16 protein-coding genes are annotated in these 18,665 nt (G+C 58.6%); 7 read left to right on the forward strand and 9 right to left on the reverse strand.

Annotation, left to right across the window (positions count from 1 at the left end):
* Positions 1-46: 46 nt before the first annotated feature.
* Genes pgi through zwf form a run of 3 tightly spaced genes read right to left on the reverse strand, consistent with a single transcriptional unit; the run spans position 47 to position 3,779 of the window.
* Positions 47-1,657 carry a glucose-6-phosphate isomerase gene (pgi, locus tag RA28_RS16490; RefSeq protein ID WP_039531762.1) on the reverse strand — a complete coding sequence of 537 codons (1,611 nt, stop codon included), beginning with the start codon at positions 1,655-1,657 and terminating at the stop codon, positions 47-49.
* A 5-nt stretch (positions 1,658-1,662) separates the two neighbouring features.
* Positions 1,663-2,334 (reverse strand): 6-phosphogluconolactonase, encoded by a 672-nt coding sequence (gene pgl / locus RA28_RS16495; protein WP_039530948.1) that lies wholly within the window; start codon positions 2,332-2,334, stop codon positions 1,663-1,665.
* Complete coding sequence (gene zwf / locus RA28_RS16500; RefSeq protein ID WP_039530951.1) at positions 2,331-3,779, reverse strand: glucose-6-phosphate dehydrogenase; 1,449 nt, start codon at positions 3,777-3,779, stop codon at positions 2,331-2,333. The genes pgl and zwf overlap by 4 nt, the downstream gene beginning before the upstream one ends.
* A gap of 163 nt (positions 3,780-3,942) precedes the next feature.
* On the opposite strand from zwf, the gene RA28_RS16505 reads away from it, so the two are divergent.
* Together RA28_RS16505 and RA28_RS22275 are read left to right on the forward strand one after the other, a co-directional pair.
* Positions 3,943-4,896, forward strand: a complete 954-nt coding sequence (locus RA28_RS16505) for a radical SAM protein (protein WP_039530953.1) — start codon at positions 3,943-3,945, stop codon at positions 4,894-4,896.
* Positions 4,897-5,000: 104 nt separating this feature from the next.
* Positions 5,001-6,557, forward strand: a complete 1,557-nt coding sequence (locus RA28_RS22275) for a caspase family protein (RefSeq protein WP_082029841.1) — start codon at positions 5,001-5,003, stop codon at positions 6,555-6,557.
* A gap of 4 nt (positions 6,558-6,561) precedes the next feature.
* Here the strand turns inward: RA28_RS22275 and RA28_RS16515 are convergent, their stop codons facing one another.
* A complete protein-coding gene (locus RA28_RS16515) occupies positions 6,562-6,831 on the reverse strand; it encodes an usg protein (protein ID WP_039530957.1) in 270 nt (89 codons plus the stop codon).
* Between the two features lie 222 nt (positions 6,832-7,053).
* Between RA28_RS16515 and gyrA the strand changes: the two genes are divergently transcribed.
* Positions 7,054-9,744, forward strand: coding sequence for a DNA gyrase subunit A (gene gyrA / locus RA28_RS16520; RefSeq protein ID WP_241481158.1), 2,691 nt, complete (start codon positions 7,054-7,056; stop codon positions 9,742-9,744).
* A 67-nt stretch (positions 9,745-9,811) separates the two neighbouring features.
* Here the strand turns inward: gyrA and yghX are convergent, their stop codons facing one another.
* From yghX to RA28_RS16540, 4 genes are all read right to left on the reverse strand, one after another.
* A complete protein-coding gene (yghX, locus tag RA28_RS16525) occupies positions 9,812-10,708 on the reverse strand; it encodes a YghX family hydrolase (protein ID WP_039531765.1) in 897 nt (298 codons plus the stop codon).
* A gap of 62 nt (positions 10,709-10,770) precedes the next feature.
* Positions 10,771-12,240 (reverse strand): carboxypeptidase M32, encoded by a 1,470-nt coding sequence (locus tag RA28_RS16530; RefSeq protein ID WP_039531767.1) that lies wholly within the window; start codon positions 12,238-12,240, stop codon positions 10,771-10,773.
* Positions 12,241-12,245: 5 nt separating this feature from the next.
* A complete protein-coding gene (ctaA, locus tag RA28_RS16535; RefSeq protein WP_039530963.1) occupies positions 12,246-13,391 on the reverse strand; it encodes a heme A synthase in 1,146 nt (381 codons plus the stop codon).
* Positions 13,392-13,453: 62 nt separating this feature from the next.
* Positions 13,454-14,197, reverse strand: coding sequence for an RNA methyltransferase (locus RA28_RS16540; RefSeq protein WP_039530966.1), 744 nt, complete (start codon positions 14,195-14,197; stop codon positions 13,454-13,456).
* A 154-nt stretch (positions 14,198-14,351) separates the two neighbouring features.
* Here RA28_RS16540 and RA28_RS16545 point away from each other — a divergent pair, with 154 nt between their 5' ends.
* From RA28_RS16545 to RA28_RS16560, 4 genes are all read left to right on the forward strand, one after another.
* A complete protein-coding gene (locus RA28_RS16545) occupies positions 14,352-14,969 on the forward strand; it encodes a thiamine phosphate synthase (RefSeq protein ID WP_039531769.1) in 618 nt (205 codons plus the stop codon).
* A gap of 45 nt (positions 14,970-15,014) precedes the next feature.
* Complete coding sequence (locus RA28_RS16550) at positions 15,015-15,908, forward strand: PfkB family carbohydrate kinase (protein WP_039530969.1); 894 nt, start codon at positions 15,015-15,017, stop codon at positions 15,906-15,908.
* Positions 15,905-16,819 (forward strand): pseudouridine-5'-phosphate glycosidase, encoded by a 915-nt coding sequence (locus RA28_RS16555; protein WP_039530972.1) that lies wholly within the window; start codon positions 15,905-15,907, stop codon positions 16,817-16,819. The genes RA28_RS16550 and RA28_RS16555 overlap by 4 nt, the downstream gene beginning before the upstream one ends.
* A 78-nt stretch (positions 16,820-16,897) precedes the next feature.
* Positions 16,898-17,575 carry a DUF502 domain-containing protein gene (locus RA28_RS16560; protein WP_039530974.1) on the forward strand — a complete coding sequence of 226 codons (678 nt, stop codon included), beginning with the start codon at positions 16,898-16,900 and terminating at the stop codon, positions 17,573-17,575.
* Here RA28_RS16560 and RA28_RS16565 read toward each other — a convergent pair whose 3' ends face one another.
* A complete protein-coding gene (locus tag RA28_RS16565) occupies positions 17,576-18,601 on the reverse strand; it encodes a patatin-like phospholipase family protein (RefSeq protein ID WP_039530978.1) in 1,026 nt (341 codons plus the stop codon).
* Positions 18,602-18,665: the final 64 nt, after the last annotated feature.

The raw sequence follows: 18,665 nt of genomic DNA on the forward strand, positions 1-18,665 counted from the left end.
AATTGTCAGACAATAAAAGAATGCGCGATGCCGCTATTGCGGGGGATTATTCGCGATGGCGAAGCGCGTAATCGACCAAAGCCGCCGTCGATCCGTCCTTGTGGGATGCGCTGACCTCGCCGTCTACGATCGGTCCGAGGGAAGTCGCCAGCTCTTTACCCAGTTCAACGCCCCATTGGTCAAAAGAGTTGATGCCCAACAGGACGCCTTCGACAAAAACGCGATGTTCGTAAAGGGCGATGATCTGGCCCAGCACAAAAGGCGTCAGTTTCGGGTAAATCAGTGTGGTAGAGGGACGATTGCCAGCGAAAACACGGTGCCGGGCCTGCCGATCCAACTCGTCGCCTTGCAATCCTTTTTCCGTCATCAAGACGCGCGCCTCGTCGAGCGTTCGTCCACGCATCAACGCCTCGGACTGTGCAAGGCAGTTTGCCAACAACAACCGATGGTGATGGGCCAATTCCGGCTCGTGACCATCGGCGGCAACCATAAACTCGCACGGGATGGTGTCGGTTCCCTGATGGATCAATTGATAGAACGCGTGCTGCCCGTTTGTGCCGGGCTCACCCCATACCACCGGGCCGGATGACATCGTCAACGGGCTTCCATCCATCGCTACCGATTTTCCGTTCGACTCCATTTCAAGCTGCTGGAAATAGGCCGGCAACCGCAGAAGCCTTTGGTCATAAGGCAGAACCGCGCGACTTGCATGACCCTGCACCTGCCGGTGCCAAATTCCGACCAGCGCCAGCATCACCGGGACATTTTCCGCCCAGTCAGCCGCGCGGAAGTGCAGATCCATTGCTTGACCACCGCGCAAAAACGCGTCGAACGCATTGGAGCCAACCGCAATCATCACCGGCAATCCAACCGGCCCCCAGACCGAATAGCGCCCGCCAACCCAATCGGCGAACCCAAAGACGCGGTATGAAGGGATGCCAAACTGCTCTGTCTTGTCCAGCGCGCTGGACACCGCCGCAAATTGGCGGCCGGTATCGCCGCCGCCATCCTTTATCCACGCCCGCGCCGTGCGGGCATTGGTCATGGTCTCAATCGTTGTGAAGGTTTTAGACGCAACAATGACAAGCGTTCGCGTCGGATCAAGCTGACGCAGCGTATCCGCGGTATGAGCGCCGTCCACATTGGAAACGTAGTGAACCCGCGGCCCGTCATGATACGGAGCCAGCGCATGCGTTGCCATCACCGGCCCCAGGTCCGAGCCGCCGATGCCGATGTTGACGACATCGGTAAAGCTGCCCCCTGCCCCTTTGAACGTGCCGCCACGCACCTCTTCGGCAAAAACGCGCATCCGCTGCAGGGTGTCCAGAACACCGGGCATAACGTCCTGCCCGTCGACCTCGACCGGGCCACCATCCAGATTGCGCAGGGCTGTATGCAGGACAGCGCGGCCTTCTGTTTCGTTGATTTTTTCGCCAGTGAACATGGCGTCACGACGCCCGGACAAGTCGGCGTCGTCGCAAAGGCGCACCAAAGCCGCACGAACCGCCTCGTCTATTCCGGTTTTGGAATAATCGAACAGCATGTCACCCGTGGAGGCCGAAAATTCCCCCGCACGTCCGGGATCAGCGTCGAACAGATCAAGAATGCGCAGGTCCGCATGATTGGCGGCCAGGGATTTCAGAACGTTTAGCTTCATCGTTTTCACTCCGCCCAATGTACCGTCATGCCACTCAAAACGGCCGCGATTGGGGCTTCTTCGGGCGGCAAGCCCATCGCGCGGTCCAGAGCGTTTCGCTTGGCTGCGCCAAAGATGATCAGGTGTTTCGACAGGGCCCCATCAAGAACCGGAGCGGTCAGAGTGATGCGCGGTTCAGGTTGAACTTCGGTCCGCGCGACCGCCAAGGTCGGCGCGTTGCTGTCAAGCGCTGCATCCAACCCTTCCATACCCGGAAACAAAGACGCGGTGTGCATGTCTTCGCCCATGCCCAACACCAACACCGAAAGCGGTAAAACCGGCGCAATCAGGGTCTCGATTTCCGCCAAAGCCGCCTCGGGCGCCCGACCCGGAACGTAAAGCGGCACATATTCGGCAACCGAAGCCCGGTTGGTCAATAACCGCTGCCGGATCAGTTTTTCATTCGATCGGTCGTCTTCGCTGTGCACGCAACGCTCATCAGTCGGCAGAACACGTACACGATCCCACTCAAGGTCAGCGGCGCACAGGCCATCAAAAACCGGCCCCGGAGTAGTCCCGCCCGGCACGGCAAACGCTATCTTTTCATCGTGCAACAGGGCTGCTTCAATTTCCCCGGCCAAAACGTTCGCAACGTCGATGGCCAGCATATCGCGATCGGCATATTCCTGAATTTTCATGGCTTTATTCCCTGCCACCGGCGACCATCCCGTTTCATCAGCAGCTCGGCGTCGCCGGGCCCAGTGCTGCCGCTGTCATATGGTTTGGGCACGTCGCCCCGTGACTGCCACCCGGCGATGATGGGATCGGTCCATGCCCAAGCCGCCTCGACTTCGTCGCCGCGCATGAACAGGGTTTGATTTCCCCGGATCACGTCCATGATCAGCCGTTCATAAGCGCCGGGCGGGTCCTGATTTTCCGGCCCCAGCGCGTCTGCAAAACTCATGTCCAATGGGACATCCACCAGACGCATCCCCCCCGGCCCCGGCTCTTTGATCGTGACGCGCAGGGTAATACCTTCGTTCGGCTGCAAACGGATCGACAGCACATTCGCGTGACGCCCTGCCTCTTCCCCAAAAATCGAGTGCGGCGCGTCCTTGAACATCACATTGATGACCGATGAGCGTGCAACAAGACGCTTTCCCGTGCGCAGATAAAACGGCGTTCCTGCCCACCGCCAATTGCTGACATGCGCCCGCAGCGCCACGTAGCTTTCCGTGGTCGAACGCGGGTTGCCAACAACCTCGCGATAGCTGGGACCCAAAGGCCCTGCCGAGAATTGGCCGCGCACGATATGGTGGGGTTCCACGGAATCAAGTGCGCGGATCACCTTCAGCTTTTCGTCGCGCACGGCGTCCGGATCAAACTTGGCCGGCGGCTCCATCGCGATAAGGCACAGCAACTGCATCAGGTGGTTCTGCACCATGTCGCGCATGGCGCCGGCGTGTTCATAATATTCCTCGCGCCCATCAATCCCGACGGTCTCGGCAACCGTAATCTGGATGTGATCGACGTATTGGCTGTTCCAAAGCGGCTCGAACAACATGTTGCCGAACCGGACCGCCATCAGGTTCTGGACGGTTTCTTTGCCCAGATAATGATCAATGCGGTAAATCTGGCTTTCATCGAAGCGTGCCGCCAGAATGGCGTTCAGATCTTTCGCGCTGCTTAGGTCATGCCCAAATGGCTTTTCAACAACGATGCGCGTCTTTGCGTTGACCAAGCCGTTTGCCTGAATGCGTTCGGCCAAGGGTGCGAATAATTCTGGCCCAACCGAGAAGTAAAACGCGCGGACCCGGTCCTCTTGCACCCTATCTGACAGCGCGTGCCACCCATCATTCGAATGCGCATCCAAATGAACGTAGTCTATCCGCGACAGAAACTCGGTCAGCGTCGCCGTGTCGCGCGAATGTCCGAGGTCCTGCAACGACCCAGCCACGATCTGCCTGAACCCGTCGGCTCCGTGCGGGCTGCGTGCAACCGCGATGATCCGCGTGGTGTCAGACCATTGACCAGCGCAGAATCGACGAAACAATGCCGGCAGGATCTTGCGCTGCGCCAGATCGCCGGTTCCACCGAAAATGACCAGATCGAAAGGGTCAACTGGTATGACGCGAGAAACCATGGCCTGTCCTTACCTTGCCCCTCATCACATGTCCAATGTTAGCGCAACCATTTGCCAAATTTTCTGCTTCATCAAAACTCTGTCAGATACGGTTTATTCGCCTTCCACGCTGCTCGGTTAACGACTACATCTGTTTGAGCACCGCAAAAATCCGGATACGGAAATGAAGGACACTGCCCCTCGGGTCGCCAATATCGGCAAGTTTGAAAACAAATTGGTGACAGCCGACGGTCAAACCCGCGCGACGGTTGCGCTGAAAAACCCTGAAACGCTTTGGTTCAATACCGGCACGTTGTGCAACATCGAATGCGTGAACTGCTATATCGCCAGCAGCCCGACAAATGACGCGTTGGTCTATATCACCGCAGCCGAGGTCGCGGATTACTTGGACCAGATCGAATCCCGCAACTGGCCGGTTCGCGAGATTGGATTTACCGGGGGCGAGCCGTTCATGAACCCGCAAATGATCGACATGACACGCGCCGCGCTTGAACGCGGGTACGACGTGCTGATCCTCACGAATGCCATGGCCCCAATGATGCGTCCGAAAGTGCGCGGCGGGTTGCTGGCGTTGCAGCGCGACTTCAATGATAAACTGACCCTGCGCATATCGGTCGACCACTACCGCCCGGACCTGCATGACGAAGAGCGGGGCGCGGGCAGTTTTGCTAAGACCGTGACCGGCATGGAGTGGCTGCGCGACAACGGGTTTCGCATGGCGGTTGCGGGGCGGACCGTCTGGGGCGATACCGATGCCGAAAGCCGGGCCGGATATGAAGCGTTCTTTGACGCGCATGGTTTTGAGATCGACGCGGCAGATCCGGGCGCGACCGTTTTGTTTCCCGAGATGGACGAAACCGTCGAAGTGCCGGAGATCACCACAGCATGTTGGGGCATTTTGAACAAATCACCCGAAGCCGTTATGTGCGCCAGTTCTCGCATGGTGATCAAACGCAAGGGGGCCGACAAACCGGCCGTTCTTGCATGTACGTTGCTGCCCTATTCGCCCGAGTTTGAAATGGGGCACACTTTGGCAGACGCAGAGGAGGACGTACATCTGAACCACCCTCATTGCGCAAAGTTCTGCGTCCTCGGCGGGGCAAGTTGTTCTGCTTGAAGCTCGCGAGATGGCCAAATTCACGTAAGTGACCGATTTCACTGCGCGCTTTACGCCGAGTAAGCTATACCGGCGGAAAGGTTCTGAAAAGGTAGGCCGCAGTCATGAAGTGGTTATTGTTTATTTGGTTAATGGTCGTGGCAGCGCCGGCATTGGCGCAGGACCGGTTGGCTTTGGTCATCGGCAATGACGACTACGCCTCGGTTGTGGATCTGCAAAAGGCCGTTGCAGATGCGGAGGCTGTAACATCAAAACTTGAAAACCTAGGGTTTGAGACTTTTACGGGCGTGAACCTTGATCGGCGCGGTATGAACCAGCGAATTTCCGAATTCACATCGCGTCTGGAGGCAGGTGACACCGCGTTCATTTTCTTTGCCGGTCACGGCGTTGAGATCGACGGCGAAAACTACCTTTTACCCACCGATATCGCTACGCCCACGGCAGGTGAATCTGACTTTATCAAGTCCGAGTCCATCGCCCTGTCGAACCTGCTGGATCGTGTTCGGGCCACAGGTGCGCGCACGTCGATCGCCATTATTGACGCCTGCCGGGATAACCCCTTCAAAACAACGCATGGGCGCAGCATCGGCGGTACACGGGGTTTGGGGCGGATCAACGCCCCTCAAGGCATGTTCGTGATATTCTCCGCAGGTGCCGGTCAGATGGCATTGGACCGTCTAAGCGATGATGACGCTGCACAAAACTCGGTTTTCACGCGGGCGTTGTTGCCCCGTCTGTCCGAACCCGGGCTCGAGCTGCGCAGCATGGTTGCGGGTCTTCGAACCGAAGTCCGCGACTTATCGCAAACCGTTCAACACAACCAAGTGCCTGCCTATTATGATGAATTGTTGGGTGAATTCTATTTTACACCCGCCAAATTGGACACAGACGATGTGCAAATCGCCGCCGCTCCTGCGCCGGGCATCCGGGCCGATTTGAGCCTTGCCAGGTCCGTTGGAACCGTGGCTGCGTTCGATACGTTCCTCGAGAAATACGCAGATCAATCCGAAGACTATTCATATAAGGTTGCGTTGCAGTTGCGCGAGGATTTGGCGAGCGCATCACCTGCAATTCAAACCGACGAAGCCCCCGCGCGAGCAAGCGACATTCTAATTGTTGATGATGACATCGAAGTCATGCGTGCGACGCAATCTGCGTTGAACCGACTGGGGTGCAGTGCTGGCGGCGCTGACGGGATCGCTGGCCCCAACACCAGACAGGCATTTGCGACCTATCTTTCGGAAAGTGGATCCGAACTGGGGGCCGATGATCTGGGCACGCGGCACGCCTTGGCAGAGTTGGAGGCAAAGACCGGACGCGTTTGCACGATCGTTGCCTCTGCGCCTGCCAGAACAACCGCCAAGACGTCCGTTTCACTTGCGGGAAGCTGGCAATACAAGGCGACCTGTGCGCTGTTGGTCAAAGTCACCGGGTCCGTCAACTACACGCGTTCCGGCGGAAATAAATACACGGGCAAATTGTCAGACTCGTTGGGTCAAAACGCCAACACCGTCGTTTATTTGAACGATCAGCAACTTAGCGGTACGGACTATTTTCCCGGGATCACCGTCAAGTGGCGCGGTCGTCTGGCCGAGGACGGCAACAGCTTTACCAGCAGCGGATCGACAGGCTGCTCGGTTTACGCTTGGCGTGTCGGCTGATCCGCTAATTCAATCGAAACTCGCCGACCAAGTTCCGCCATTCCCCGGGTGCGATCATTTTGCGATGCGTGAATTTCACCGAGTGCAACGGACCTTCGATTTCGCGCTGCCAGAATTCTATGAATTTGAACAACCTTGGATGGTCTGGCGCCAGATCGTATTCCTGCCAGATAAACGTATTCAGAACGTGAATATAATCGGGCATGTGGTAGAAAAATTCTGCCGTGGTCAGCCCGTACCCCTTGAGCATTAACTCTGTTTCGCTTTGCTCCATGCAGACCTCCGAATTCGTTAAAGGTCCCTTCAGGCTAACACGGAAAACACCTATGTCTTGGATAACAATATGTTACTCGGATGTTACCGGGGAATTCCGAGCAAAAAACGCTGCTTGCTTGCACCTTATGTGCCGGGTCTGATAAGATACATCCACAAGATATAGAGTCTGCACAAAGAACGGGCAGTTTACGTGAGCGATACGCCAGAAATCCCCGAAAACATGGATGAAACCCCGCCCGAGCGCCCAGTTTATGACGGCCCAACGGTGTCCATCGAATCCGAGATGCGCACGTCCTATCTGGACTATGCGATGTCCGTCATCGTCAGCCGCGCGATCCCCGATCTGCGGGATGGGCTGAAGCCGGTTCATCGCCGAATCCTGTACGCGATGCACGAAACCGGAAATACCCATGACAAGGCTTATCGCAAGTCGGCCCGTCCGGTCGGCGATGTGATGGGTAAGTACCACCCGCACGGCGACAGCGCGATCTACGACGCGCTGGTGCGGATGGCGCAGGATTTCTCGATGTCGCTGCCGCTGTTGGATGGTCAGGGCAACTTTGGCTCGATGGACGGGGATAACCCGGCGGCCATGCGCTATACCGAGGTGCGGATGGACAAACCCGCAGCGTCCTTGCTAGCCGATATCGAAAAAGAAACGGTCGATTTTCAGGACAACTATGACGGCAAGGACAAAGAGCCGACCGTCCTGCCCGCCCGTTTCCCCAACATGCTGGTCAATGGCGCAGGTGGCATCGCCGTGGGTATGGCCACGAATATCCCACCGCACAACCTGGGCGAAGTTGTTGACGCGACACTGGCGCTGATCGACGATCCTGACCTGACCTCGGAACAGCTGATCGAATACGTGCCCGGCCCGGATTTTCCAACCGGCGGCGTCATGCTGGGCCGGTCCGGTGCGCGCAAGGCGTATCTTGAAGGCCGCGGCAGCGTGATTATCCGCGCCAAGACTCGCGTCGAGGAAATCCGCAAAGACCGTTACGCCATCGTTGTCGATGAGATTCCCTATCAAGTGAACAAGGCCTCGATGATCGAAAAGATCGCCGAAGCCGTGCGCGAAAAGCGCATCGAGGGCGTTTCGCATGTGCAGGACGAATCTGACCGGAACGGCGTGCGCGTGGTGGTCGAACTAAAGCGAGACGCAACGCCCGAGGTAGTGCTGAACCAGCTCTATCGTTTCTCACCCATGCAGACCTCGTTCGGCTGCAACATGCTGGCCCTGAACGGCGGTCGCCCCGAGCAACTGACCCTGCGCCGGTTCCTGACGTCCTTCATCGACTTCCGCGAGGATGTTGTTGCCCGCCGCACCGCCTATGACCTGCGCAAGGCCCGCGAACGCAGCCACATTCTGTGTGGTCTGGCTGTGGCCGTGTCGAACGTGGACGAAGTGGTTGCCACCATCCGCTCGTCTGCCGACGCTGCCGAAGCGCGCGAAAAGCTGATGACCCGCCGCTGGCCCGCGGCTGAGATCGAGGGCTATCTGCGCCTGATCGACGATCCTCTGTCCAAGATGAACGACGACGGTACCTATAACCTGACCGAGGTTCAGGCGCGCGCCATCCTCGACCTGCGCCTCCAACGCCTCACCCAACTCGGCGTCAAAGAGGTCACGGACGAGCTGGAAGAACTGGCTGCCAAGATCAAGGAATATCTGGACATTCTGTCCTCGCGCGAACGGATCATGGGCATCATCGCCGATGAATTGCGAGACGTTCGTGAGCAATTCGCCGTCGACCGCCGCACCGAGATCGTCGACTGGTCCGGCGATATGGAAGACGAGGACCTGATCGAGCGGGAAGATATGGTCGTGACCGTCACGTCGGGCGGTTACATCAAACGCACACCATTGGCCGACTTCCGCGCTCAAAAGCGCGGTGGCAAAGGCCTGTCGGGTATGCAGACCAAGGAAGAGGATGTGGTTACCAACCTCTTCGTCGCGAACACCCATACGCAGCTGCTGTTCTTCACGACCGAAGGCATGGTCTACAAGCTCAAAACCTGGCGTCTGCCGCAGTCCAGCCGTACCGGTAAAGGCAAGGCGATCGTCAATATCCTGCCGATCCCCACGGGTGTCTCCATCGCGGCAATCATGCCCGTCGATGTGCCGGATGACGAGTGGGAGAACCTGCAAATCGTCTTCGCCACCAGCGCAGGCGACGTGCGCAGGAACCGGCTGTCGGATTTCACCAACGTCCGCCGCAACGGCAAAATCGCCATGAAACTGCCCGAAAATGTGGAGCTTGTGAACGCACGCATCTGCTCGGAAGATGAAGACGTGATGCTGGTCACCGACTCTGGCCGCGCCATCCGCTTCCGCACAACCGATGTGCGTGTGTTCAACTCACGCGAATCCACCGGCGTGCGCGGCATCAAGCTGACCAATGGCGACCGCGTGGTGTCGATGTCCGTGATCCGCCATTTCGAGGCCGACCCGGACGAACGCGCTGCCTATCTCAAGATGCGCCGTGCTGTTGCGGGTATCGCGGATGATGGTGAAACCGACGAGGACGAAGCCGCGCCCGGCGTGATCACGCAGGAACGCTATGCCGAGATGTCGGCAGCCGAGAACCTGATCCTGACGATCACCACGGGCGGCGCGGGTAAGCTGAGCTCCAGCCACGATTACCCAGTACGTGGCCGCGGTGGCATGGGCGTTGCCGCGATGGACAAGGCCATGCGCGGCGGCGCTCTTGTGGCGTCGTTCCCGGTCGAGATTGACGACCAGATCATGTTGGCGACGTCCAAAGGCCAGTCGATCCGAGTGCCTGTGGACGGTATTTCCTTCCGGTCGCGCAGCGCGGGCGGCGTGAAGGTGTTCAACACCGGCAAAGGCGAAGAGGTCGTCAGCGTCGCGTGGATTGCAGACCAAGGCGAGGAAGACGAAGAATAGTCTTTCCCGTCTGACCAAGAAGAACCCTCGCCGGTATGTTCGGTGAGGGTTTTTTGTTTTCAATACCTTAGGTCAGGTAGTTGTTGAAAAACGCGATCGTGCGGTTCCAGGCCAAGTTGGCGGCCGCTTCGTCGTACCGTGGCGTGGTGTCGTTGTGGAACCCGTGATTGACATCCGGGTAGAAGTGAACACTGAACTTCTTTTGGTTGGCCTTCAGGGCGTCTGAATAGGCCGGCCATCCAACGTTAATGCGTTCATCCAGACCGGCGTAGTGGATCATCAGCGGCGCTTCGATTGAGGGAACATCCTCTGCCGGTGGCTGACGCCCGTAAAACGGAACTGAGGCCGCCAGGTCGGGATAAGCCACCGCAAGCGCATTGCAAACGCCGCCGCCGTAACAGAAACCAACCGCCCCAATCTTGCCGGTCGACATGTCGTGGTCGCGCAGAAACTCGTAGGCAGCAAAGAAATCCGCCATCAGCATTTCACGATCCATTGAACGCTGCATCTCGCGTCCTTCTTCGTCCGTGCCGGGATACCCCCCCAATGGAGATAAACCATCTGGACCAAAGGCCAAAAAACCGGCTTTGGCGGCGCGGCGTACAACGTCTTCGATATACGGGTTCAGCCCTCGATTTTCGTGCACAACCAATACGGCAGGAAGCTTGCCTTCGGCATTTGCTGGCATGGCCATCAAACCACTGGTCTGTTCATGCCCGTCGGGGCTGTCGAATGCCACGATCATGGTTTCGATGTCCGGATCATCCGGTGCGACCTGCTGGGCCCAGGCATAATTGGGTTGCAACTGGTCCAAGATCATTGCTCCGGTCACGCCGGCGGCGGTGTACCGCCCGGCTTTGGCGATGAATTCACGTTTGGACATGGTGCCATGCACATACCCATCGAAAATCTCGAGTATCCGAGGATCAAAGTCGCTGGCTTTCTTACGCGCGTTGCCGGTCATCGTTGCCTCCCAGGCCATGCTGCGGGTCAACCAATGCTAACCCGCTTCCGAGGCACCGGGAATCATAAATCGTAAAGATCACCGAATTTGGCTTCGAGATAGCTCAGCAATGGGTCCGGCCCCGGCTCAATGCCACTTGCACGGGCAATCGTGTCACGCGGAGCATAAAGACCGCCGAATTTTTGAACGTTTTCGCGCAACCAACCCGTGGCACCGGACGTGTCACCGCTGGCCAGTTGATCATCCAGCTGCGGCACAGCTGGACGCAACGCTTGATAAAGACATCCGGCATAGACGTTGCCCAGAGAATAGGTCGGGAAGTAGCCGAACAGGCCAACCGACCAATGGACATCCTGCAAACACCCGTTCGACGGCTTGTCCACCGCATAGCCGAAATCTGCATAAAACCTGTCGTTCCATGCTGCCTCAAGGTCGGCCACCTGAAGGTCCCCGGCCATTAGCGCCCGTTCCAGATCGAAGCGGAGCATGATGTGCAGGTTGTACTGAACCTCATCCGCTTCGGTTCGGATGTAACCGTTGTGAACGCGGTTGGCGGTACCGTAGAACGCATCCGCGTCCGCGATCCCAAAATCCCCGAAAACCTCGGTCATCTGGTCAAACAGCCATCCCGTGAAAGCACGGGACCGGCCCAGCTGATTTTCATAGATCCGGCTCTGGCTTTCATGGACCCCCATCGAGACACCGCGACCCAGCGGTGACAACGCGAACGCCGGGTCGATGCCCTGTTCATAGGCGGCGTGTCCGACCTCGTGAATTGTGGAATAAAAGCAATTAAATGGATCGCCTTCGACGGTCCGCGTGGTGATCCGCACATCCGATCCACTGCCCGAGCTGAACGGGTGTACCGCCTTGTCGACGCGTCCACGGTTCAGGTCATATCCAAATGCGACCGCCAGTTTCTGAGACAAGCGCATTTGATCCAACTCGCTGAAACTGCCACGCAGTGCAGCGGGTGACGGACGTTCCAGAACGGCGGCGCGCAATGCAACCAGCCGCGGGCGCATTTCGTCGAATATCGCCGCGATCTGCGCCCCGGTCGTATAAGGTTCATAATCTTCGACCATCGCGTCATAGATGTCGCCACCCTGCGCCAGGGCCTGACCTTCCTGCCGTTTTAACGAGACGACCTCTTCCAACACCGGCAGGAAAGCAGACACATCCTCGTCCGCCCGCGCCTGCGCCCATTTTCCCTGCGCTGCTGAGGTTACACGGGCAATTGCGGTTGCCAGATCGGCGGGTACTTTTACGGCGCGATCAAAGGCACGCCGGATTTCACGAATTTGGGCCTGTCCAACTTCGTCCTGTGGCGCGGCCTGTTCCAGCCACTCGGCCACCTGCGGATGCGCGCGTCTTGAATGCAGGACAGCTTCGATCGCAGCCATTTCTTCTGCCCGTTGTGCAGCGGCGCCGCGCGGCATGACCGTCTCCTGATCCCATCCCAGACGTCCGGCTATCTGGCCCAGGGCCGAAGTTTCGCGCTGGAAGGCCATCAGGTCGTCAAAAGCTGTCATCTGGGTCATGCTCCACGGATTGAAGTTGCGATGGGATATGCGGTCAGGAACCTGGCGCGCAGGATCAGCGTCCAGACCACAACCGCCATGAACTGATGGAATATAGCGATCTGCCATGGTGCGCCGTAAACGACGGTCAGAATGCCGATGACAACCTGCAGGGATAATGCGGCAAAGGCCGCATTGAACGCGAAACGCGTTTGCGGGTGTGCGCTCGTGCCGCCGCGCCGCCACACGACGACGGCAAAGACAAACAGCAGATACCCCACGCATCGGTGGATGAACTGCACCAATCCGGGGCTTTCGAAGAAATTGCGCCAAACCGGTTCCAAGGCATTCATATCGGGCGGCAACACCTGCCCGCCGATGAGGGGCCAGTCTGTATAAGACCGCCCGGCGTCAATTCCGGCAACCAACGCTCCGATGAGTATTTGCAAAAAGGTGAAATGCAGCAGGCCCGTCGATAGCGAGAACAGTTTCGCCTCTTTCGCACGGCGGGCTTGCATCAGGTCCCGTTCCGTGCGGCCCAGTTCAAAGATATACCATGCCAAAAAGCCAAGGATGACGAAGGCCAGCCCCAAATGCACGGCAAGCCGGTAGCTGGCGACGGCAATCATTCCTTCTCCTTGTGTCACACCAGATGCAACCATCCACCAACCGACAGCGCCCTGTACGCCGCCCAGCACGCCCGGGATCAACAGCTTGCCCGTCCACCCTGTCGGGATTTTCCGCGCGATGAGGAAGCCGAAAAAGCCGAGGGCCCAAACCAACCCGATAACGCGACCCAATTGGCGGTGGCCCCATTCCCACCAGTAGATGACCTTGAAATCATCCAGTTCCATCCATTGGTTCTGGATGCGCCACTGGTCGATTTCCTTGTACTTGTCGAATTCGGATTGCCAATCCGCCGCAGTCATCGGCGGGATGGCTCCGGTGATCGGTCGCCATTCCGTTATCGACAGACCGCTATCGGTCAGGCGGGTCAGCCCGCCGACCGCGATCATGACAACGACGAGGGCAAACAGGATCATGAGCCAGGCCCGAATGGCCTGTCGGGCGCCGCCGCGATCGCGATCGATCATGCCCGGTTGAACGGCCTGCTGTTTTTCGGTGTCTGAGACGTCTTCGAAGATGCTGCGCTTACCGCTCATGCTGTCCTCATGGGTCCTGGATTTCGTCGCAAGCTAGGGCCACCGGGGGCGAAGGTCCAGCCTCAGCCCTTGTCCTTCCAGCGGACCATCTGACGCATGATCCCGTGCAGCATCTGCACATCTGCCCGCGTCATTCGCATCCGCGACCAAAGGTTGCGTAAGTTGGTCTTCATCCCTTCGGCTTTCTCGGGCGGGTAGAAGAACCCGGCTGCGTCAAGCCGGTCTTCATAGTGTTCGACTAGCTTTTCGACCTCGATCCCCGTAGCCCAATCGCCCTTGCCCAGATCGGTGGCCTCATGCACCACATCTTCGGTCTGACGCATCCACTCATAGGCGGTCAGCAATACGCATTGTCCAAGGTTCAGCGAGGCATACTTCGGGTTCACCGGCACCGAGATGATTGCATTGGCCTTGGCGATATCCTCATTTTCCAAACCGGCGCGTTCCGGGCCGAACAGGACCGCGACCTTTTCGCCTGCCGCAACTTTTTGTGCCGCGATCTGCATCGCCCGTTCGGGGCTGTAAACAGGCTTGGTCAATCCGCGCTGCCGCGCTGTGGTGGCAAATACAAAGGTACTGTCGGCCAACGATCCGGCCAGGTCGTCGAACAGCTGTGCCTCGTCCAACAACCGCCCTGCCCCACTGGACATCGCCACCGCCCTGGGGTTCGGCCACCCATCCCGTGGGGCCACGATCCGCATCCGATCAAGCCCGAAGTTCCACATTGCCCGCGCGGCGGCACCGATGTTTTCGCCCATCTGTGGTCGAACAAGCACGAATGAGGGCTGAGATGTATCGCTGGGCATGGCTGTCTCCGAAAACTCCGCCTGCTGTAATCGCCTGAAAAAGACAGGGCAAGGCACCGTGGCAGACAAATCGGCCACCCAAAGGCATAAAAGTTTGCTTCCCCGCGGCAATCGGCTAAACCGCGCCAAAGACCGCAACGCGAAGGACGCGCCGATGGACACCCCAGAGCAGCCGCAAATTTACCTGATCACACCGCCAACCATCGCGCTGAGCAGCTTTCCCGACCAATTGGCCCGCGTTCTGGACGGGGCCGAGATCGCCTGCATTCGGTTGGCTCTGGCCGGTAACGACGAAGACACGATCTCACGCGCAGCGGATGTCTGCCGCGAAGTCGCGCATGCCCGCGACGTCGCTTTGGTTATCGCGAACCATGTTCTGTTGTCGCAACGCTTGGGGCTGGACGGTGTTCATCTGGACGATGCAGCGCGGTCAGTGCGCGCTGCCCGCAAAGAATTGGGCCCCGATGCGATCGTCGGCAGCTTTTGCGGCGCGTCCAGCCACGACGGAATGACAGCGGGCGAAGCCGGCGCGGACTATGTTGCATTTGGTCCGGTCGGAAACGCAGCACTGGGTGACGGGTCACGCGCCGAACAGGACTTGTTCCAATGGTGGTCAGAGATGATCGAGGTGCCCGTCGTCGCCGAGGGCGCTTTGACCCCGGACCTGATCGGAACACTCGCCCCATTCACCGATTTCTTCGGGATTGGCGAGGAAATCTGGTCGCAGGATGATCCGCTTTCGACGCTCAAAACCATGATGGATGCGATGTAGGCAATAGCACTTGCACCCACGTCGGGGCTGCGGCATGAGTTCGGCATGAACCAAAACAGCGACATCCTTTGTATCGGCTCAGTCCTGTGGGACGTCATCGGGCGCTCGGCCAGTGCCATGCGGCAAGGCTCGGACGTGCCGGGGCGCATCACCCGCCTGCCGGGCGGGGTGGCGATGAACATCGCGATGACGCTGGTTCGTTTCGGAATGACCCCGACGCTGCTGACGGCCATCGGTCGTGACGCCGAAGGCGACGAACTCGTCCGCTCGTGCTCTCGGCTGGGCCTTGTAACGGATCACATCTACCGGTCGCAGGATTTGCCAACCGACCGCTACATGGCCGTCGAAGGTGCCAACGGCCTGATCGCGGCAATCGCGGATGCGCATTCGCTTGAGGCGGCTGGATCGAAGATTCTGCGCCCGCTGATGCACGGACCGCTGGGTTACGAAAACGCGCCCTTCGAAGGCCCGATCGCGTTGGACGGCAACCTGACCCTGGACCTGTTGGAAGAGATCGCCCGAAGCCCGGCTTTTGCCCGCGCCGATTTGCGGGTGGCCCCGGCCTCCCCCGGCAAAGCGGAACGTCTGCTGCCGTTCCTCAAGCACGCCCGCGCGACGCTTTATGTCAATCTCGAAGAAGCCGGTCTTTTGTGCCAGCGCGAGTTCACTGATTCCGAAAGCGCGGCCAAAGGTCTGCTGGATCGTGGTGCGCTGAGGGTGTTGGTCACAGATGGCGGGAACTCTGCCACTGTCGGATCGGCTTCGGATATACTGACCCAGAAGCCCCCTTCGGTTTTGGTCACACGCGTGACAGGTGCGGGCGATACCTTTATGGCGGCCCATATCGCAGCCGAGACCGGCGGCGAAGACGACGATACCGCCCTGACCCGCGCCCTGAAGGCTGCGGCAACCTATGTTTCCGGAGAAACACCACTGTGATCGACATCCAATTTTCCGCCGAGGTCCATGCCGCAAAAGCCGCCGGCCAGCCCATCGTTGCTTTGGAAAGCACGATAATCACTCACGGAATGCCCCATCCACAAAACGTCGAGGTTGCAGCGCAAGTCGAGCAGGATATTCGCGATGCGGGCGCGGTACCAGCGACCATAGCCGTCATCGAGGGCAAACTTCATGTCGGGTTGGAAGCTGATGAATTGAGTGCTCTGGGACAAGCCCAAGGTGTCGCAAAACTGTCCCGCGCGGACATGGCAGCCTGCCTGGCGATGGGCGGAACCGGCGCAACCACGGTGGCCGCAACGATGATTGCGGCACATTACGCGGGAATCGCAGTCTTTGCTACCGGCGGGATCGGTGGTGTGCATCAGGGTGCCGAAACATCCTTCGACATCTCGGCCGACCTGCACGAACTGGCCCAAACGCCAGTGACCGTTGTGGCCGCGGGGGCCAAGGCAATTCTCGATCTTGCGAAAACACTTGAGGTTCTCGAAACCTTGGGCGTGCCGGTTATCGCGCATGGGCAAGATGAATTTCCTGCCTTCTGGTCGGCAAAATCGCCATATTCGGCACCTCTGCGCATGGACGATGCGGAAGACATTGCCAAAGCGCATGCAACCCGCGTCGCGCTTGGCTTGCCTGGCGGTCAACTGATCGCAAATCCGATCCCGGCAGAGGATCAGATACCCGCCGAAGAACTGGCCCCGATCATTGCCGCCGCCCAATCCGACGCGGACGCGCATCGCATCTCGGGCAAAGGCGTAACGCCGTACCTGTTGCAAAGGATCTACGAACAGACAGAGGGCCGCTCGCTCACCGCCAACATCGCGTTGGTGCGCAACAATGCCCGGCTTGCAGCAGCGATAGCTATCGCTCTGACCAACAACGGCGCGTAACAATGACCTATTGTACCAACCGCCCGGACTGATTAACTAAATCCGCAAACCACTCGAGACCGCCCGCCCAGAACCGCAATGAACACACCGTTTGACGAAGAACCAAATCGCCGACCAGGACTGTTCGCCGGTCTACGCGCGTCTTTTTTGACGGGTATCGTTGTGATTGCGCCGGTCTGGTTGACCGTCTGGCTGATCTGGTCGGTCGTCGGATGGATCGACAGCGCGGTGCTGCCACTTGTGCCGCAACGGTTCCAACCTCAGGAATATGTCGGCATCAACCTGCGCGGCGTCGGTGTGATCATCTTCCTGATCTTCACGGTGATCGTCGGCTGGATAGCCAAGGGAATTCTTGGCCGGTCCCTGATCCATTTTGCCGAAAGCCTTGTGGACCGGATGCCTGTCGTTCGTTCGGTTTATTCCGGTATCAAGCAAATCTCGGAAACGGTGTTCGCCCAAACAGAACGATCCTTTGAAAAGGCCTGTTTGATCCAATATCCCCGCCGCGGCATCTGGGCCATTGGGTTCGTCTCGACAACAGCCAGGGGTGAGGTCAGCGCGCGCGCTGAAACCGGCGGCGAACTCCTCAGCGTCTTTATCCCGACAACGCCGAACCCAACCTCCGGGTTTCTTCTGTTTTTTCCGGCAGAAGACGTGATCCTGTTGGACATGTCCATCGAAGACGCGGCAAAACTCGTGATCTCGGCCGGGCTTGTCTATCCCAACGAAAAAGACCCGACACAACCGCCCGAATGATCAGCCGAACATGGCAGGCAGATCAACTGTGCTGCGCTGTCCAAGATCGGATTTGTGATCGCGCAGGAATTGATGGGCGGCCGCCTGACCGGCTTGTTTGAGGCGGTTCAAAACGACCGGGTTCGGAACGGTTTTCGTGGCCGCGGACAGGTCGTTCATCAGTTCGTCATCCGCAATCATATGAACCAGAACCCGGCTCATCTCGCCGGCTTTTAGCTTACCTTCCTTCAACAGCCGCTGAACGAAATTGATCGCACGCAACTCGCGGAACAGCGACGAATTGAAACTGATTTCGTTGATGCGGTTCTGAATCTGTTGCGGCGTTTTTGGCACCTCATCCCGTTCCAGCGGGTTGATATTCACAATCACCATGTCATCAGGCAAGTCGCCGTTGAACAACGGATAAAGCGCAGGATTACCCGTATAGCCACCATCCCAATAGGCTTCGGTCCGGCCTGAACTGGGATCGTATATCTCCACAGCCTGAAACAGGTTTGGCAAACAGGCCGAGGCCAGAATGGCATCCGTGGATATCTCGTGCCCGGTGAACACGCGAATCTTCCCGCTGCGAACGCAGGTGGCACAGACAAATAGGTCCGGACCATCTTCGGCGCAAATTTCGTCAAAGTTAAACCGGTCCACCACCTGCTCCAACGGATTGCGATAGAACGGCCCGTAGGCGTAAGGTGACACTAGCCGCGACCATGCATCCGCCATCGAAAACGGGACCGAGTATTCCAAAGCCTGCGCGATATGAGCCGGCTCCAGGCCCCGCATCCAGTGAGCGATGCGCATATCACCGATCGCGCCCATGCGCTTCCAAAGCCCGTCCAGAGTATCCCGCGCCCCGTCCCGACCGGCCCGAACCATGCCGGATTTAAAAGCCGCGCCGTTCAGCGCCCCGGCCGACGTGCCGGTGATTGCAGCAACCTCGACATCTTCTTCGTCCAATAACCGATCCAGAACGCCCCAGGTAAACGCCCCATGCGCACCGCCGCCCTGCAGCGCCAGATTGATGTGCTTCATGACAAGGCCCCTTCACTTTTTTCAAGATACTCCGGGGGTATGGGGGCAGAGCCCCCATGATGGG

The sequence above is a fragment of the Ruegeria sp. ANG-S4 genome (assembly GCF_000814005.1).
Classification (GTDB): Bacteria; Pseudomonadota; Alphaproteobacteria; order Rhodobacterales; family Rhodobacteraceae; genus Ruegeria.

Excerpts from the sequence above, each read along its gene's own strand:
- pgi (WP_039531762.1), bottom strand. The coding sequence starts at position 1,657 with ATGAAGCTAAACGTTCTGAAATCCCTGGCCGCCAATCATGCGGACCTG.
- pgl (WP_039530948.1), bottom strand. The coding sequence starts at position 2,334 with ATGAAAATTCAGGAATATGCCGATCGCGATATGCTGGCCATCGACGTT.
- zwf (WP_039530951.1), bottom strand. The coding sequence starts at position 3,779 with ATGGTTTCTCGCGTCATACCAGTTGACCCTTTCGATCTGGTCATTTTC.
- RA28_RS16505 (WP_039530953.1), top strand. The coding sequence starts at position 3,943 with ATGAAGGACACTGCCCCTCGGGTCGCCAATATCGGCAAGTTTGAAAAC.
- RA28_RS22275 (WP_082029841.1), top strand. The coding sequence starts at position 5,001 with ATGAAGTGGTTATTGTTTATTTGGTTAATGGTCGTGGCAGCGCCGGCA.
- RA28_RS16515 (WP_039530957.1), bottom strand. The coding sequence starts at position 6,831 with ATGGAGCAAAGCGAAACAGAGTTAATGCTCAAGGGGTACGGGCTGACC.
- gyrA (WP_241481158.1), top strand. The coding sequence starts at position 7,054 with ATGGATGAAACCCCGCCCGAGCGCCCAGTTTATGACGGCCCAACGGTG.
- yghX (WP_039531765.1), bottom strand. The coding sequence starts at position 10,708 with ATGACCGGCAACGCGCGTAAGAAAGCCAGCGACTTTGATCCTCGGATA.
- RA28_RS16530 (WP_039531767.1), bottom strand. The coding sequence starts at position 12,240 with ATGACAGCTTTTGACGACCTGATGGCCTTCCAGCGCGAAACTTCGGCC.
- ctaA (WP_039530963.1), bottom strand. The coding sequence starts at position 13,391 with ATGAGCGGTAAGCGCAGCATCTTCGAAGACGTCTCAGACACCGAAAAA.
- RA28_RS16540 (WP_039530966.1), bottom strand. The coding sequence starts at position 14,197 with ATGCCCAGCGATACATCTCAGCCCTCATTCGTGCTTGTTCGACCACAG.
- RA28_RS16545 (WP_039531769.1), top strand. The coding sequence starts at position 14,352 with ATGGACACCCCAGAGCAGCCGCAAATTTACCTGATCACACCGCCAACC.
- RA28_RS16550 (WP_039530969.1), top strand. The coding sequence starts at position 15,015 with ATGAACCAAAACAGCGACATCCTTTGTATCGGCTCAGTCCTGTGGGAC.
- RA28_RS16560 (WP_039530974.1), top strand. The coding sequence starts at position 16,898 with ATGAACACACCGTTTGACGAAGAACCAAATCGCCGACCAGGACTGTTC.
- RA28_RS16565 (WP_039530978.1), bottom strand. The coding sequence starts at position 18,601 with ATGAAGCACATCAATCTGGCGCTGCAGGGCGGCGGTGCGCATGGGGCG.